At 37.6% G+C, this 17,830-nt stretch carries 14 protein-coding genes; 11 read left to right on the top strand and 3 right to left on the bottom strand.

The annotated features are described in order from the left end of the window. Positions 1 to 231 precede the first annotated feature (231 nt). Complete coding sequence (locus MKZ16_RS06975; RefSeq protein WP_076107191.1) at positions 232 to 1,566, top strand: diadenylate cyclase; 1,335 nt, start codon at positions 232 to 234, stop codon at positions 1,564 to 1,566. 900 nt (positions 1,567 to 2,466) lie between these two features. Continuing rightward, a complete protein-coding gene (locus MKZ16_RS06980; protein ID WP_076107189.1) occupies positions 2,467 to 3,066 on the top strand; it encodes an RNase H1/viroplasmin domain-containing protein in 600 nt (199 codons plus the stop codon). 56 nt (positions 3,067 to 3,122) lie between these two features. On the opposite strand, the gene MKZ16_RS06985 is transcribed toward MKZ16_RS06980, so the two are convergent. The 3 genes from MKZ16_RS06985 to MKZ16_RS06995 are packed head-to-tail and all read right to left on the bottom strand — an operon-like array spanning position 3,123 to position 6,283. Continuing rightward, positions 3,123 to 4,082: a tyrosine-type recombinase/integrase gene (locus MKZ16_RS06985; protein WP_076107187.1), complete on the bottom strand. Its 960-nt coding sequence runs from the start codon at positions 4,080 to 4,082 to the stop codon at positions 3,123 to 3,125. A 1-nt stretch (position 4,083) separates the two neighbouring features. Then, complete coding sequence (locus MKZ16_RS06990; protein ID WP_076107185.1) at positions 4,084 to 5,148, bottom strand: tyrosine-type recombinase/integrase; 1,065 nt, start codon at positions 5,146 to 5,148, stop codon at positions 4,084 to 4,086. Position 5,149: 1 nt separating this feature from the next. Continuing rightward, the gene (locus tag MKZ16_RS06995; RefSeq protein ID WP_076107183.1) at positions 5,150 to 6,283 is read right to left on the bottom strand and encodes a site-specific integrase; all 1,134 of its coding nucleotides are present in this window, start codon (positions 6,281 to 6,283) and stop codon (positions 5,150 to 5,152) included. A gap of 932 nt (positions 6,284 to 7,215) precedes the next feature. Here MKZ16_RS06995 and MKZ16_RS07000 point away from each other — a divergent pair. The 9 genes from MKZ16_RS07000 (at position 7,216) to MKZ16_RS07040 (ending at position 17,737) form a co-directional block, all read left to right on the top strand. After that, positions 7,216 to 7,989, top strand: a complete 774-nt coding sequence (locus tag MKZ16_RS07000; RefSeq protein ID WP_076107181.1) for a helix-turn-helix transcriptional regulator — start codon at positions 7,216 to 7,218, stop codon at positions 7,987 to 7,989. A 71-nt stretch (positions 7,990 to 8,060) separates the two neighbouring features. Then, entirely contained in the window at positions 8,061 to 8,183 is a 123-nt protein-coding gene (locus MKZ16_RS07005) for a hypothetical protein (protein ID WP_256715555.1), read from the top strand. Continuing rightward, positions 8,176 to 8,298: a hypothetical protein gene (locus MKZ16_RS07010; RefSeq protein ID WP_256715554.1), complete on the top strand. Its 123-nt coding sequence runs from the start codon at positions 8,176 to 8,178 to the stop codon at positions 8,296 to 8,298. The genes MKZ16_RS07005 and MKZ16_RS07010 overlap by 8 nt, the downstream gene beginning before the upstream one ends. 205 nt (positions 8,299 to 8,503) lie before the next feature. Next, entirely contained in the window at positions 8,504 to 10,174 is a 1,671-nt protein-coding gene (locus tag MKZ16_RS07015; protein WP_076107180.1) for a recombinase family protein, read from the top strand. A 208-nt stretch (positions 10,175 to 10,382) separates the two neighbouring features. Further along, positions 10,383 to 11,084 (top strand): RNA polymerase sporulation sigma factor SigK, encoded by a 702-nt coding sequence (sigK, locus tag MKZ16_RS07020; RefSeq protein WP_042125228.1) that lies wholly within the window; start codon positions 10,383 to 10,385, stop codon positions 11,082 to 11,084. A 450-nt stretch (positions 11,085 to 11,534) separates the two neighbouring features. Continuing rightward, entirely contained in the window at positions 11,535 to 11,720 is a 186-nt protein-coding gene (locus MKZ16_RS07025; RefSeq protein WP_076099596.1) for a hypothetical protein, read from the top strand. Between the two features lie 1,251 nt (positions 11,721 to 12,971). Beyond that, the gene (locus MKZ16_RS07030) at positions 12,972 to 14,672 is read left to right on the top strand and encodes a histidine kinase (RefSeq protein ID WP_076099595.1); all 1,701 of its coding nucleotides are present in this window, start codon (positions 12,972 to 12,974) and stop codon (positions 14,670 to 14,672) included. 2 nt (positions 14,673 to 14,674) lie between these two features. Next, positions 14,675 to 16,081: a response regulator gene (locus tag MKZ16_RS07035; RefSeq protein ID WP_076107178.1), complete on the top strand. Its 1,407-nt coding sequence runs from the start codon at positions 14,675 to 14,677 to the stop codon at positions 16,079 to 16,081. A 24-nt stretch (positions 16,082 to 16,105) separates the two neighbouring features. Further along, on the top strand, positions 16,106 to 17,737 hold the full coding sequence (locus tag MKZ16_RS07040; RefSeq protein WP_042125232.1) for an extracellular solute-binding protein: 1,632 nt from the start codon (positions 16,106 to 16,108) through the stop codon (positions 17,735 to 17,737). Positions 17,738 to 17,830 lie beyond the last annotated feature (93 nt).

The raw sequence follows: 17,830 nt of genomic DNA on the forward strand, positions 1-17,830 counted from the left end.
CTGATGATTAATATAAAATACTTGTTTTTGGAGTCATTCCTTTTCGGAGTGGCTTTTTGTGAATTTTGGAAGAACAAAAAGTCTAAGACAGGAAAATAAAATATTAGACTGTCGAGAGCATTGAACTAACGGGCAGGAGGAGAGTTCAATGATTTAACAAATAGTCATTGATGGGGTATATTTGCGAAGTTTGTAAGTATGACTTTAGGCTAAATGCGAGGAGATAGTACAATGAAAAAAAGGGTAATTAGTAAAGAAACTCAAGAAGAATTAATATACCAATTAAGTTTGATATTCTCAATAAAAGGATGTACTGCATTAGGAAAATCAGAAATAGAAAGTTTGCTGAAAGAAAATAGTTTTACAAATAAATATTTATTTTGGGATGATATAAACAAAGATGTAGTTGCTGTTTTATTCGATGAAAGAGAAGCAATATATGGTATGAAACTAAAAACGCTTAGAAAACCAGCCGATCTTGATATTTTTTTCGGTAACCTTTTTTGCAGAGTATTTAATAATGATATACAAGTTTTTCCTGATGCGGACAAGAATCTAGAACATTGGTATAGCTTAGGTGACTCACGATTTAGAAGAGCTATCGCGAAATTTTCAGCATTCAGTACTGAACCAATGTTGAATTGGATGCAAACGATTGAGAGTAGCGTAAATCTTACATACGAAGGAACCCCATTTAGTTATTGTCTTTTTATGACAAAGCAGAAGGAATGGATTCAAAATAAATTAACTGGAAGATTTGTTGATTTTAAAAAGCATATACCATTTAGGAGAGCATTACTCTCAGAGAAATGGATTCGGGCGGCTACTTTGAGTCATATTATAGGAATTGCAGGGCTTGGTTTTAGTGGAGATATATTCGGGATGTACTCAATCCCTGAGAATGATCTTAATGAGAGCGACTTTATATTAACACCTCATGAGAAAATAAGACCCATTGTCAATCTTATAACGCCGGGAACATGTATGTTTCTTACAACAACTTATGGTGATATCTATACAATCCTACCCAATAAGGCAATATTTCTTAAGACAAAAGGTAAGTGGCGATATCTGAATTATTATAATATATTGGGCGTCTTAGAAGAGTTTCTTGAGGGAAGTATTGCAAAAGAAGTTATACAACTCACATTAAATTTAAGTTATGAACGAAGTGGTGCATTAATTGCAATTCCAGACAAAGACGAATTTATACAACAAATGGTGCCTGATTTTGCTAAAAGTCACACTAATCGAGAATTACGAAGTTCTTTAAATGGGTTGAATATATCCAATAGTGCGAATAGAACAGTTATTATGGCGGCATCTAAAATTGATGGAGCAATAATCTTATCAAAAACAGGAATACTTCTAGATGTTGCATGTATGATAACAGAGCCAACAAAGGAGAGTCTTGAAAAAATAGGATTAACTGAATTAATGAGACATTCTGGGGCGCGTTCAACTGCTGCTTGGAATTCAAGTGTTTTTGGAATTGCAATAAAAATCTCAGAAGACGGACCTATATCAATATTCAAACATGGAATACTATTGGAGGAAATAGGGTGATCCTTGCGGTTTTTGGCTAACAATGCATTCATGCTACGGGTATTACTCCCCTTGGTCGTCAAATGGATAATCAAATAAGATGCTAACTCACCTGTTGTAAGAGGGGTGGTTAATACGGGATAGAGAAAAGTTATTGTAATGTCACATGGATTTACAGGAAGGATATTAAGAGGTCTGTACATGTCTGACATCTCCCGAACTACATAGATCAGATCATTAAAGGTGAAGCTCTTAAATCTGAACAATACAATAAACGAATTGAAAAAATCAATAAAAATTTGATTTACCAGATAACTATCTCATACGCTTTCACTTCTACAATTCAAACAACGTATACTTGCTCAAATGATTGCGTAGGTTCAGAGAGAGATCCACAAGTTGAAGATTTATTGTACGGTTTGGATAATATTCTAGACATTTATTCTCTTTACTTAAAGCGAAAAATGATCTGAAGAGTGCGAATAACAAGCGGAAATAGAACACATGTGCAGTTTCATAACCAATTTAAGGAAAGCTTGTAGGCCTTATCAAAAAGCGTATTTATAGTTTGGATCACTGCCTAGTGCAGAACATGAATAGTTCGAAATGGGGATAACACTCCGTAAACCACAATGAACAATTCAAGATTGTACTCACACATAATTTACTGGTACACAGCTAATCAATTGAATAATAAGCTTATACAATTCTGTGATTATTTATCAGGTAATCTCAAGGTAACATCCATAGAACGATTCCTTTTCTTATAAATGAAACTAATCTAACAAATACAGTTACATTTGTGGCTCTAGATCATGATGGTATATCAACGCCTTCACAATCGAAGAAATTAGAGATACTTCTACGAAAAAAATCTAAAAAGCAAAAAGTTGGAGAGGTAATAGTAAATCGGGAGGTTTTATGAAAACAAAATTTTATGTCGTTGTTAAAGGGAGAAAAATAGGGATTTTTGATATTTGGGATGAAGGAGCCAAACAATACGTAGAAGGATATAAAGGGGCTGTATACAAGTCATTTTCTAAGATTGAATTGGCTGAGATGTGGTGGGAGCAAATGTTACCAGAATCAAAAAGTCCGATCTTTCATTTTGATACTGCAAAATATACTGTTCAAAATTACTCTTCTCCCATGGAAGATGAGGAACCAGGGCCATATTTTACTTATCTTATTATTGATCCACGGACTAATATACCTTTTTATGTAGGACAAACTTGTAATATAGAATACAGGAAAATTAATCACTTAAAAGACTCGCATAAATATAGGGCATATAAAAAGATGATTTCCAACATTCAGATGGACAATCTAGAACCAGAATTTCAGATCGTTGATATTCAGCCTACCAAAACAGATTCACTTCGTTCAGAAACAGAGTGGGTGAAAAAACTTGCGTACCAAGGAATTCGTGTCTTAAACGGCTGGAGGGAGCATAAGGAATGGATAGACTTGATTATGAGCAGTAGTACACAAGAATCTATTACGCAGCAAGCTACTGAATAATGGTCATTTCAATGGACATTAGATTAAATCCATTATTACGGCAGATAAAGGGCACATTATTTTCGAGATCGAAACTTTCGATAAAATTCCTCATGCTCTTTTATTCGTATGTGTGCATTCCTCGTGTAATATGACTGAGTATAATTTAGAGTGGTTTGAAGTTTCTGATGACCTAGAAGTTCCATTAAGGTTAATAAATCCATACCTTCGTCTCGCATGTGAGTAGCGAAGGAGTGCCGGAGACTATGAATTCTCAAATCAGGTAAATTGGCCAAGAGGAGATATTCTTTAAAGAGATTACTTGCGAACTGTCTAGTAATAGGGATATTTTTGGCCTTTCCGGGGAAAAGACATTCGTTGTCCTTTAATTCATTTATAGACTGGTACTTACGTAGTAGGGCTCCAAACCCCTTGCGAAGGACAATAACCCGTTGGATTTTATTTTTTGTTTTGAGAAGTGTGATCATCTCATCCTCAAAGTTTAGATCAGAAACCTTCAATTCTGTTATTTCTGATATTCGACAACCTGTAGATAAAAGTAATGAAAACAAGAGAGTATCACGGATTAAGTTGTCACTATGGGATATTAAACTATGTAAAAACCTTAGCAATTCATGCCTGCTGAGTATGCGTATTGGCTTTGCGGCTGGGTTATAATCGTTGAGTTTGAATCTCATATGAGGCACTATATTAGGGAAATTACGGTTGTTTGCTAAAAACCTAAAAAAACTTTTCATTGCAAGGGTGGACGACTCTAAATTTGAATAACCATTCTTTACTTGGTCCATAAGATAGTAGTCAATGATCCCCGCATCTATTGGTTTGTAAGCGATGATGCTGTCTCCATTTTTTAGTTGATAAATCTTATCAAGGTTCACTTCATCTGGATTGCAGTGAAGTTGATCCGCAAGGAAATCGCAAAAATGATAAAGACAGTTTAGATACTGATTGAATCTATCTTTTGATAGTCTACTTATCTTCTTATAGTTATTAATTTCCTTACTGAAATTGATCATGCTAATTCTCTCCAATCCCCATAATTTGGGCAACTAGCTTTTCAAGCGGAAATGGATACTTATTTACTGCATTTTTCAAATCGATGGGACGACGCTTTGTATAGATTCTTGTAGTCTCAATATTATTGTGACCTAAAATTTCTTGGAGATCGTATATTGCCATACCTGCTGATAATGAATTATACGCGAATGTATGTCGTAAACTGTGAACAGTGTACGCTCCTTTAATCCCGAGTTTTTCATATATGCCTGTCACCATTCGTTGGATATTACGAATCATGATGGGTTCGCGATTCTCGTAACATCTTTTTGCAAAGAGATAAGATTCATCTCTTATGTCCCAATGATAGACTCCGGTTCTCGCTAGAAAATCTAAAATGACTTTTTTTACTTGTGGATACATGGGGATGTAACGCTGTTTGTTTCCTTTCCCTTTTCGTATGAAAATAAGGTCCTCATGAATTTGAAAGTCACAAATCCTCAGGTTCGCAACTTCACTCACTCGACATCCAGTACCAAGCATAAAATAGATTAAAGCAAAATTTAAAAATGGCCAGTTAGTTTGTTTGGCTTGATTTAAAATTAGAGGTATAAGCTCATCGGGGAGATATCTAGGTAGAATTTCGCCTCTGAATTTTTCGATCTTAAAGCGTAAATCCTCACTCACGTACCTTCGTGTATGTGCAAAATCCATCACGTTTTTTATAATCGATTGGTAGGTGTTGAAGGTTCTAGCTGTTAATTTTTCTTCTTTCCTAGGCTTACAAGTATCAGTGAATTCGAAAAAAAGCTCCTCCGTTAAATCTACCATTTTAAATTCGGACTCTTTTAGTAATAAAAACCGAGCAAATTTTCTAAGGACTGTGATGTAATACTTTATGGTGAGTTCTGATTTTATTCTGTTCATTCTTAAGGTTTTTATATATTCCTCAATAACATAAAGTATAGTTTTTTCGTCTCGAATAGTTTTTTTGCCTTCAACAAGCACCAGGAAATCGTGGACATCAATTTTGTAGAGTTCACATATTTCATCGGGAGTTATATTAACTTGGTATTCAAAGTCCATGTTACACCTCGTTCATTCGATTTAAAGGATTACGGGGGAGGGATTTAGCCAGCAAACGTTGCACACTTCTATGAATATACCATTCCGTTGAACGACGATGTTTGTGCCCCATGGATTCAGATACTTGATCAAAATCATTAAGATTATCAAGAGCATTAGTTGCATAGGTATGTCGGAGTGATTTTGCACTAAAACGTATCGTTCCAAAACTAATCTTATTACTATGATTAAACATTGAGCTTATCATCTGAGATGTTATAGGAGACCTTGATCGATGAGTCACAAAAAGATTATTGTGTTCGACTGGATATAAAGAACGAGTAAAATGAAGATACTCATGAATCATATCCGTCAGATCCTTACTCATTTTTAGAGTTCTTGTTTTTGATTTAACTGAATGGAGAGTAATAAGTCTTTCGGTTAACCTCAGATCATCTAGATGGATATTAGCTACTTCAATCGGACGGCAACCAAGTTCCATGATGAGCAATACAATGCACATATTCCTGAGTTTTGAATTTGAACTACTTTTTTCTATCGATTCAAGCAGAACATGTACTTCCTCAAGATTAACAAATTCGTTTGATCTATTGGCTTGGGCACGCAGTGACTGCGGGATGATGTATCGAATGTAATTTACTTTAAGAGCAGATAACATATCCAAAAATAATTTCATTGAAAAAAGCACTCTGTTCAAGGTGCTTTTTTTAATTTGGTCTAGATGCATCCGTTCGACTAAGTGTTCTTCATAGGAAACAACCATTGATTTAGTGAATTTTTTGCAATCATAAATCGAATGTAGAGGGGCTACACCGATAAATTGCCGTTGAACATAACCTAAAAACTTACCGACATGATAGATATGATGCTTTAATGATGTCTGTGAGTATTTTTGAGCATAATGATTTTTAAATGTAAGAATTAGCTGAGGAAAATCAGAGCTACCACGGACATGAACTCTCTTTTTATTACGCTTTACAATATGCTTTTCAATATCTAGTAACAACTTGTTTGTAAACTCAGGATCGGCACCAGAACGTTCGATAATAGTCTTCAGCGTAGTGTAATTAACTTTTTTCTTTCCTAGATCAGTTTCTGTGAAGTGTTGAGTATTTTGTATCATTTTAGGTATCATTAATAATCCCCCCTCAAAATCTATTATTCTAGTATTTATTGATTTATATACTTGGTTCGTATAAAATTGGATGTACAACGAACCACACTAATTTTCCTTGTTACTAATGTTTTAACAGGGACGGAGAAGTTGCTCAGGCAACGATAAATAAATGGAAAAACAGCGTTAGAATCAGTTCGGAAAGATGTGGATTTCTCTGCTAATCCGTTTTTCCTTTATTATCCATTTGTGACGTAAAATTTCTTTTTTACGTAAAACACTTTACTTTGGTAAAGTTTTTTATGCTGTTTTTAATGGAGTATGAAGCTTAGTTCAATTGAACTAGGCTTTTTTATGTGGACTTTGCTGGGTTATCTTTGATATACATGTGAAATATCTAGTAAGGAAGTGTGGTAAATAGATAATTTAAGCTTATATAGCCCAAGCTTGTTATCCGAAAAACTTAAGTTATAAATGGAAATACAAATGTGTGTTCTCGCTTACTTTCGTATAGTCCGGAGAAAATCTTAGGATTCATGAGTATTATAAGATAGTGGTGTATATATTAAAGGCTTTAAAACAGAGAAAGAACGGGTGGAATATCATAGGTAACTAAAGTGTATTTCATTAATAATCAATATCCCAAATTCGAAAATTGATCAAATCATAATCCAATCTGTAGAAAAACCTAGGATGGAGGTGGGGCAATGAAAAACAAATATTTAATGATAAATAAGTTACTAATAATCTTATGTGGTTTAAACTACTTGTTCCCCTTTTTTATACATTCTACAGGTCGATTTTGGGATGATTAGTATAGTTAAAACATACACTTTGTAATTGATTAATCATTATTTACGTGAATTACTCGTACTGCTCATTTGTATTTTCGAAAATACAAATGAGCACCATTACCTTACAGCTTATACACTTTACTTGGTGATAGTATGGGAATGAGTAGTTCAACTGATGAGTATTCTTATTTAGATAGAATGCTAGAGGCCGCAAGAAATGTTGGCAGAGGGAAAATGACCGATAAGTACTACCAGGAAAACTTCCTTAATAAGGGGCAATTTGTGTGTAATCCGTTGTTAAGGTTATACTCAGAGGATTATCATAGGTTTTTAGCGAGGTTGTCTTTAAAGATAAGACGTGAATTTCTACTCAAATCTACCGGTATGACATATAGAGAAGTTGCAAAAATTATTGGTTATGCTAGTCATACACCTATTCAAAAGTTCTTGGGATCGGGTTCTTTCGATACTAAAATTTCGCAAAAACTTATAGCTCAATTAGCGATACTTTTTCGTGTCCCTCCTGAATGGTTAGTGGAAGAAAGAATATCGGATAACGAATGGGTAACCTATCATTTTCATCATTTAGGTCTTGAAAAGAAGAAGTTGATCTCTTTTTTAGAAATCCTAAATAGTGTGAAAGATACGGAGGTCTGGATACGAAATTTTATTCTTAAGGGAGTTAATCCTGATAACTCTCTATTTCTCAGAGTTGAATGTAGGAATGGGAATTTCCTCGTGGAGATCTTTAATCAGTTAGGAGATATAAGGGAATATAACGAGTTGTTAGCAGCATTAAATAGCAAGTTTGACTGTGTTTTTGGAGATGTACTTACTGCCATTCCTAGTCAAAGGAATGCAGCAATTATATGTATAGCAAACCACCAAATACTATTTAGTCTACCCATAGAATTTAGAAAGTTGGATTTTTGAAAATACAAATGAAAAGCGGTAGCTATTACTGTAAAACCTTCTGATAACTTGATTATCAGGAGGTTTTTATTGTGTCTAGAGTAGACCAGGAAAACAGAGATAGGGCATTAGAGATTATCAAGCAATGGATAAAAGAAGAAGAGGAACGGACTAAAAAGATTGAAGTTACTAAGAGTCCGAAAAAAAATGAATAATGTTAATCCAAGAGCAAACAAACTAGAAATAAGTAAGGATGTAGTGAGAGTAACTGAAGCAGCGAAAGTAAAAGAAAAAGTCATCGATTATATATTAAAAAAATTTATCAAATAACCGACTAATTGCAGTCGGTTTATTTTTAATTCAATTGGATACAATAGGGCATAAGAACAAATGTTCCTATAATGAGGATTTGGTAAATAGCTCTCGTGAAAACCAAAGGTTTTCATACTGCAAAAAAAACTGTAAATAGTCAGTCCTATTTAAACTTTAGGGAAGTTGTAAAGAGAAAAAAATGTTATTAGATAGGAGGGATTCTTTGTATACTGCGATTTACGCTCGTGTATCGACTGGTATGCAGGTGGTTGAAGGCCATAGCTTAGAGAGCCAGGTAGAGCTCTGCATGCAAAAAGCAAAGGAGCTTAGCGTTCTTGAACATTCTGTAAAGGTCTTTAGGGAAGAGGGGGTTAGTGGTGAAGATATTGAACGACCAGCAATGAATGAGCTACGTGAATTAATTAGTGCAGGACTGGTTAGACAGATCATAATCACCCATCCGGATCGTCTCTCACGTGATTTGACAGATAAGTTGTTCTTGTGCCGGGAGTTTGAGTCACGTGATGTTCATCTGATCTTTGTTGATACGGAGTATCAAAGTACTCCTGAAGGACAACTTTTCTTTAATTTAATGAGTGTTATTGCTCAATATGAGCTTTCTCTAATTAAGAAGAGGACTGTTCGGGGAAGGCTGAAGGCCGTAGAAAAGGACAAAAAGATCATGCCTATGCGCGTGGCCCCCTTCGGATATGATTGGGTCGAGGGGCAGCTTATTGTGAACCAGATGGAGGCAGAGCATGTAAAACAGGTATATCACTGGTATCTGAATGAAAATATGACAATCCGACAAATTGGGAATAGACTTTTCAAAATGGGAGTCCGTCCAAAACGTTCCGTCAATGGAAACTGGGGAGGAAGTTCAATAAGTCGGATGCTTAGTTCGGAAATATATATCGGCAAGTATTATTACAACCGTAGAAAAGTGAAGAAACTCAAGGGACAAAAGAGTAAATTTGGAAATCCCAAAAAAACATACACAATACGAGAAAAAAACGACTGGATTATGGTTGGAATTGAACCGATTATAACCGATGAGTTATATGAACAAGCGCGCCAACGGCGTATTAAGAATTTTACTCGTTCGGGGAATGTACATTTTAATTACTTGTTGAGATCACTTATTCGGTGTGGTCATTGTGGTCGTAAATGGGGAGGGACTACATACACTGGGCGAAAGGATAAGAAGACAGGTAAAAGAGTTAAATACACTTGCTACCGATGCCTTAATCTTTTTCCTAGAGTATATGGGATATCCCAACCTTGCCCTTCACGCAGTATTCGAGCAGAGGTGCTAGAAGAGTTTATTTGGGATATGGTCATGGAGGCATTGTCTAATCCAGAAGACTATATGCAGAGATTAGCGGGGCAAGTAGAAGAAGTCATTGATGAATTACTTTTTACTGCTGGTATGATCCAAAGCCAGATCGTTGAAAAGAGAAAAGAAATGGATAAGTTGAAAATCATGTTCCGACGGGATGTAATTACGGAAGATGAGCTAGCAACTGATTCCTATAAGTTAATTCGTGAGATTAATGAACTGCAATCACAATTGGAGTTATATGAAGGGCAGAGCAAAACGCACAGAGAACAACACTACTCGCATGAGGCGAATCTTAAGATAGTCGAGCAGATAAACGATTTTATTAGCAGTAAAGGAGCAGAACTGGCATTTGAGGATAAACGCTTTATCATTGAAACACTCATTGATGAAATTGTTCTCAAAGCAGAAGATGGAGGATTTAACATTAGTGTAGTCGGGAGCCTAAGCGAGCTTACAGGAGGTCAAGATGGAGGAAGTAAGAGCGATATTCCACTGACGTTGAATAAGAAACTTTCCTTACCAACTCGGCGTAAGGGTAGCATTAATGGTTGATGCTACTCGTTTGCCAAACGTAAGTTTAACCTTTCATTATGATACTTAGCATAGTTAAGTGATTTTTAATGAGAAGACTATTTTTTTATGATGCTGCTTTCTTATGTACATGCACTTCTGGGCATCTACCCACATACAATAAGATGACCATGAACCCGTAAGGCAAACAGATCGGTTTCATTGTACAAGTGCGGGAGGTGTCGCCAAGTTGCCTGGATTCTTAAGTACGATCGCGTTGCTAATTAAAGAACTGACGTTGCTGGTATCTTACGTAAGGAACAACGCATTTCCACAGCCGCTCTCGGAGCAGGAGGAAAGCAAATACTTAGGCATGATGGCTGAAGGGGATGCTAAAGCCCGGAATTTGCTTATCGAGCACAATTTGAGATTAGTAGCTCATATAGTGAAAAAATTCGATAATACTGGGGAAGACATGGAGGATCTGATCTCCATCGGAACTATTGGCTTGATTAAAGCTATTGAGAGTTACCGTCCAAACAAAGGCACAAAGCTGGCCACATTTGCAGCACGTTGTATTGAAAATGAAATCCTGATGCATCTTAGATCATTGAAAAAGACCCGCAAGGATGTTTCATTACATGATCCGATAGGGACTGATAAAGAGGGGAACGAAATTACACTCATCGATATCCTTGGCTCCGAGGCTGATGATGTCATTAAAGAGGTCGATCTTAAGATTGAGAAAAGCAAGATTTATCGTAACCTTGATATTCTGGATGACCGGGAAAAAGAAGTCGTAGTGGGCCGCTTTGGATTAGACACGGGTGGTGAGGAACGAACGCAGCGGGAGATTGCCAAGGAGCTTGGTATCAGTCGCAGCTATGTGTCGCGGATTGAGAAGCGAGCGCTCATGAAGCTGTATCATGAGTTCTATAAGGCGAAGCGCTAGGATCTTAGATAATAACTGAAGATTCACAATAGATTTTGTTAAAAGCGACTTGCCAACAAGGGGGTTGCTTTTTTGTTAATTCAAATAGTTGGGCTAATTGAACATAAAAAAAGCAAATTCAGAAAATTAACTTTTAACTGCTGAGGGGTGCTATTATGTCATATAAAGAAATATATGATCTACATATTCAATTGTTACATGTATATGAAAATAATGAAAAGTACCAAGGTCCATATCAGAAGCAACTTAATTATTTTAAGAGACAGTTTTTTATAGCTGAAGATATAGTTCAACGAATTTTTGTTTTAAACCAGTTAATAAAAATTCATGAGAAAAGTAGAGAACTAATGATAAAGTGGTGTTCAGAAGAATACTTTAAGTGAAGATATACATTAAGCCTAAATTAAAGACCAATGAGTAGATTAAGGAAAAGAAATGGAGTTAATTAGCATGGACAATTCGAAAAGCAGACATATGATGGATAGACCCTATATTAAAGAAGTCATTCGTGAACTTAGTCTTCTTGGTTATGAGGAAGTTCAAGCTAAACAGATACTAATCAAATACTATAGACCGCTAAAGAGGACGTTGGGATTCCGACTCAATTCTTACGATTTTGCTAAGGAATTGATTTAATTAATAAAGCAGTTAACCGAAAATATGATCCGTCTGACCCTAATCAAATCTTCATAGGAGATTTAAAAAGTCGGAAAAGTCATATTATTAAAGGTAAATAAAAATACCAAGAGCAATGGGCAACTTCCTTTTGAAGAAGCTCTTGATTAATTCTATGTTTCGTTGAAAGTTATAACAACGCTCGCTATTAAAGGTGCGCATATAAGTAAGGATACGTTCTCACCGTTCAATTTGTATTGAACGGAATTAACCCTTCAAGGTCTTGTCTTTAGTGGGGCTACCCAGTGCGGAGGAAACTATTAGTGATTAAGAGATCGAATTGAAGAGTTAGAAGGATCAGTAGATGGACTTGTTAAAGATATAGATAATTCGGAAAATTTTTCTTATTTGATTAACTTACTTTCTTTAGTTAATATCAATTTCAATAAGGATGTTAGTTTAATTGGTAGAATAATCAACCGGAAATTTGATTTTTCTGATTCCTAATCGAATCTATAATAGAACATCTGAAAAGAAAACTATTAAAGATTTATAGTGATATGTCAGATAAAGGTGAAGGAAATACAACTTCAAGTCGTTGAAGATCTATCACAAAAATATAGAGTAGTTTTGGAATAACGAACAGACTTCAATTGAAGGCTTGGATTAAGAATATCAGGAACTTGGAGAGTTTGGACTTGGGGATCAGCGAGGACTAAGAGGAAATATGTCGACAAAATAGGTAAATCGAGCGGTTGAAGTAGAAGAAAGAAATGCTAAAAAGTGCTCGTAGGTCTGGATGCAGGACATGAAAAAGAGTGGTATGAAAAGATTGAAAAATTCGAAATGAATGTCTAATTACTCATCATTGCAAGGTTTTGTGGTCGCAAGAAATGGGTATCACGCTCCTCTAAAACACAAAGAATTCGATCGAGATCTTGATGATAAGACACTGATAAAGAAGGTCTACGAGCAATACAATAGGGTCAGTAAATATCTTATCTAGGTCCTTAATTTTCAAAAGTGTTGAATTGAAAGTTATAACTAAATATTAATTGACTTAGTTCAACTCCTTATAGTTAGTATGTTACAATCTGGAAAGGTATCGTTTCCAGTCTGTCATAATACACTAAATCTATTGCAGAGATATAAGTTACTTTTACATAGATAGTATATTTCTCAGTGATAGAGCTTTTATACCAATCTACTAAGGGAATTGAAAACGCTGATATCTCTTGACTACGATTCTATAGAAAACAAGGTGTTCCTGAGATGACTTTGAAGAAAAGGATTTTTTTCATTTATTTAATAAGTTCGTTAATTCCGTTTGTTTTTATCAGCTTGATCTCATATTATACGATCAATTCGATTCTAACAAATAAACTTGAAACAGGTATCCAAAGTAATCTTAAGCAAGTGACCTTATCCTTGGATAACTCGCTCAGTAGCCTTAATCACATCTCGCAACAGTTTGCTTACGAAGGCACCATCCTGAAAGAACTGGATGAGCTAATGCGAACGGAGGAACCGTTTCGTCGGATGAAATTGCAGCATCAGTTCAAAAGTAAATTGAATTTGATCACCTTCACTAATCCGGAGATCGGCCTTGCAATGTACTATTTTGATAAAGATCAAACCTATCATTTCACCAATTTCCCAGTAAAGTATAGTTTTTCTCCCAACAAACTGCCTCTTTTTGCCCAATCTTATGGCATTACTTACTACGGGCCGCACGAAAGTTTTAACCGGCTTGATAATGAATACGTATTGTCTGTACTTAGAAAAGTGAATTTTCCCGGACGGGATGATGTGTATGTCTATATTGAATCAGGATTTCAATTATTGAAAAACATGCTTGATAATGAGGAGGCACAAAACAACTCTTCACGCTTGATTCTTCTGGATGCGGAGGGGAGGATCATATACAGTGAAGTTCCACGTCTGTTCAAGAGTGGAACATTTTTCCCTGAATCTGACAAAGGAAAAAAATCCGGCCACAGCAACGATTATTACTGGTTCCAACAAAAGAGTAAGCAAGGTTGGAGCGCAATTTCAGTTTTTGCGGAAGCGGATTTCAACCGGGAAAAGAACAGGTGGTTCCTTCAAATTTCTCTATTCTCTTTAGTGTTCCTTAGCGTGGCATTAATCATGGCCTGGGTCTTGTGGAAAATGGTCTACAGGCCGCTTAATTTGTTCCATAACGAAATCAAGATGATGACGCACGCCGAGCATCAAGTGACTCTTAAGTCAACGAAGATCCCGGAATTCGACAGTTTACTGCGACAATTTCAAAATATGAAGAAAAACATTTGGGAATTGTTCGGCGAAGTTAAGGAAAAAGAAAAGCAACGCGTTGATCTGGAAGTGGAAAAGCTGCTCTACCAAATCAACCCCCATTTTTTGATGAATACCTTAGATACCGCACACTGGCTGGCGGTTATGAACGGTCAGCATGAAATTGACCGCCTCATCCAGGCTTTGAATAAATTATTATATTATAATCTGGGGAAATTAGGCCGTCCTTCTACCATCGAGGAAGAGATTAATGCTATTAAGCAGTATTTGACGCTGCAGCAAATTCGATATGATTTTCAATTCGATGTCCGTATCCAGGTGGACGAAGTCTTGCTAAAAAAAGAGGTACCCCGGTTTATCCTTCAACCACTCGTTGAGAATTCCCTGTACCATGGGCTTGACGATGAAGGATACATCCTGGTTATTGTCAGGCTGAACCAAGGTATAGAGATTGCCGTACATGACAATGGAGTGGGAATGTCCGATGAACATATTCAAAAACTGTTGACCAACAAGACATCAGAGCAACAGAAGTCAGGGATGGGAATCGGAATGAATTACGTTAAACGGACGATTGAATCCCGTTATGGTCAGCTGGCCAAGCTGGAGATTAAAAGCGAACCAGGCAAAGGAACTAGTATTTTCCTAACGCTACCGCTAGAAGAGGAGAGAGTATAAACATGATTAAGGTACTTGTTGTGGATGATGACAAATTGGTCCGTAAAGGACTAATTTCAATGATGCCATGGCAGGAATTTGATATGAAGGTTGTTGGTGAGGCGAGCAATGGGGAAAAGGCCCTCCAGTTTTTAGAGTCTCATTCTGTTGATTTAGTATTGACTGACTTAGGCATGCCAGTCATGTCGGGCATTGAGTTAATGCGGGTTTTACGCAAACGTTATTCAGAACTTCACGTTGTCGTTCTTACGGTGCATCAGGATTTTGAATATGTGCAAGAGGCGCTTCGGCTTGGGGCTATAGATTATATTTCCAAGGTCGATCTAGATTTAGAGAAGGAGCAGCTTGAAGACATGCTCGGAAGAATTGCCGACAGAATACAAGGGCAAGCACGTCAAGGAATAGTCCACCAAGATGGGGCATTGGAGCAAGGATATTCCGTCGTGGTTCTTGATCACAAGGATTTAAAAGACTGGGCCGAGGAATTGAAATATATCCCTGATATCAAGGTGGTTGAAGTGGATCGAAACAACTGGTTAGTGCTTGCTTTAAATGGAAATGAGCGCGATCTATTTGATGAACTATCAAAACGTATCCGTTTGTTGCAGAACGTTGTGCTAATTCAGTTGTCGGATCTGCAACAATTCACATTGACTCAAGTTCAGCGATGGGTTAGAAGCTTTACGGAAAGAGAGTTATTCTATGAATATAATCCCGACAACACGATTCTGTCGGTGTGCATTAATAAGAATTATGACGATCTGTATGAACAGAATCGGGGAGTAGGAGATCAACTGGAAGAACCGAAGGAACTGTTGTTGTCTGGGGAGTGGCTTTACGATGATGTATTGTTCCAGCGGCTTTTAATACAATTAAAGATGCTTCGTATACCGCAAACGCGACTGATCGGTTTATTATATTCTTTTGTTAACGAATGGAACAGAGCTTTTGCCGGAACGGTGTTTGGAAAGATCAAGCTTGATGAGACACTTCATTCCTGGTTTCAGATTGAGCGATGGCTGGAGGATACCCGCACAATGATTCGGTACACAGCGCTTCAAACTAATTACTCCCCGGAGATTGTCAACTGTGTGCTGAAAGCGGAGAAAAAGGTGCGGATGAGATTGGATCAACCGTTGACCTCTGCCGAGGTGGCGAAAGAAATGAATATGAGCCGGAGTTATTTTAGTCAGTGCTTTAAAGATATCATTGGACGTACTTTCAAGGATTACGTTCGTGAATTACGGATGGAAAAGGCGAAGCAGTATCTGGTGCATACGAACAATACGATTCAATGGATTGCCGAGCATACTGGATATACGGATGAAAAATATTTCAGCCGCACCTTTCGCGATTTAACCGGACTACTTCCGAGTGAATATCGGGTTCGTAAACGTATTCCCCAATAAATCGTTGTGTTTAAGGAGGACCGCATGCTGAAAAGAAGTTTAATGATTCTGTTACTCATATCGCTAATATTATCTGTATCCGCTTGCAGTCAGAACAAAACCGATATCATCAAGGAAAGGGGGGAGGATCCAGCGTTCGAGAAATACGAAGTACCGACTACGCTGAATATCGTAATGGGAGTTGATCCCAACTACAAGTCATATACAGGGGAAACCCCCGCTAATAATCCGTGGATTAAGACAATTAAAGCCAAGTTGAATGTGGATATCCATATCGACTGGTTTGCCACACATGAGAATATGGATCAAAGAATTGACTTGGCGATTTCCAGTAATGTGCTTCCTGATGCAATGGTGGTTTCTCCCTATCAATTTAATCAAATGGTTGAGGCGGATGAACTGGAGGATCTGACAAAAGCTTATGAGGAGTACGCCTCACCGATCATGAAACGCATTATTGAAGGCACTAACGCGGGACTAAAGGAAGACGTTATGATAAACGGAAAAATGCTTGCTTTACCTTCAGCTAATCCTGAAGATTTTAGCATGATGTGGATACGGAAAGATTGGCTGGACAGATTGGGATTGGCACCTCCATCCACAATGAAAGAATTGGAGAGTGTAGCGAAGGCGTTTGTTGAACAAGATCCTGATGGCAATGGGCAAAAGGACACAATCGGCATTGCCGCTGGAACTTCCCTTTATGACGAATACAATGCAGGGCCAGGAAGTTTTAACCTGAATCCAATATTCTCTGCCTATGATTCATACCCGGGTTTTTGGCTGAAAGGTAAGAACGGAATGCCAGTTTACGGATCGATTCAGCCGGAAACCCGAACTGCGCTGGCCGCACTTCGTGAGCTGTATGCCAAGGGGCTGATTGATCGTGAAATGGGAATCCGTGAGACGGAGGCGGAGGTCGTGATCGAGGGTAAGGCAGGCATATTCTTCGCTCCTTCCTTCGGGGGAGATTGGCCAATCCCGGAAGCGCTGAAGAATAATCCGCGGGCGAACTGGCAGGCTTACGCCTTGCCACTTGATACCGCAGGCAAATTTAATGTGAAGATATTCCGGCCGACGCAATCTTATATTGTTGTGCGCAAGGGCTATGAACATCCTGAGGCTATTATCAAAATTGCGAACTTGACATTGAGAGACAGGGAGAAATATGGGGATGTTTTTCAACCTTTACAGAATATGCTCGTACCACGGGATGAAATTGCCTTTTCGGTAAGAACTATTCAAGACGTGATGGCCGGAAGGCAGGAGGCGGGCAATTTTCAGGGGAAGGAAGAGTATCCGATGCTGGCAAGTGATCTGGAAACTATTTATAATGTCAAACGGCCTCCTTACGATAACACCGATATTCAATATTGGAATCTACGGGACGGTAATTTCAGACGTGCCTATTCCTTGCTGGTCGGAGGAAAGAACCTGTATGATCCGAATTTGAACAAGGTTTACAGCATCTACAATGAAGGCGGGAATTCTTTCGCGAAACAATGGAAGTATCTTGCGGATGAGGAGATGGATGTGTTTACACAAATCATTATGGGGGTGGTTCCGCTGGAAACGTTCGATCAGTGGGTCCAAAATTGGAAGCTCCAGGGAGGCGAGCAGATTACCGATGGGATAGCAAAGGCAATATCCCCTTAAGAGGATCTGAAGGTAGACATACGTCGCTCATCAGGAGGGGGAATGTCGTCTGGCACTAATCATTTATCCACCTTATCTCGGGACGGATTCCTA

Origin of the sequence: Paenibacillus sp. FSL R5-0928 (genome assembly GCF_037970385.1) — a bacterium.
GTDB classification, from domain to species: domain Bacteria; phylum Bacillota; class Bacilli; order Paenibacillales; family Paenibacillaceae; genus Paenibacillus_AQ; species Paenibacillus_AQ odorifer.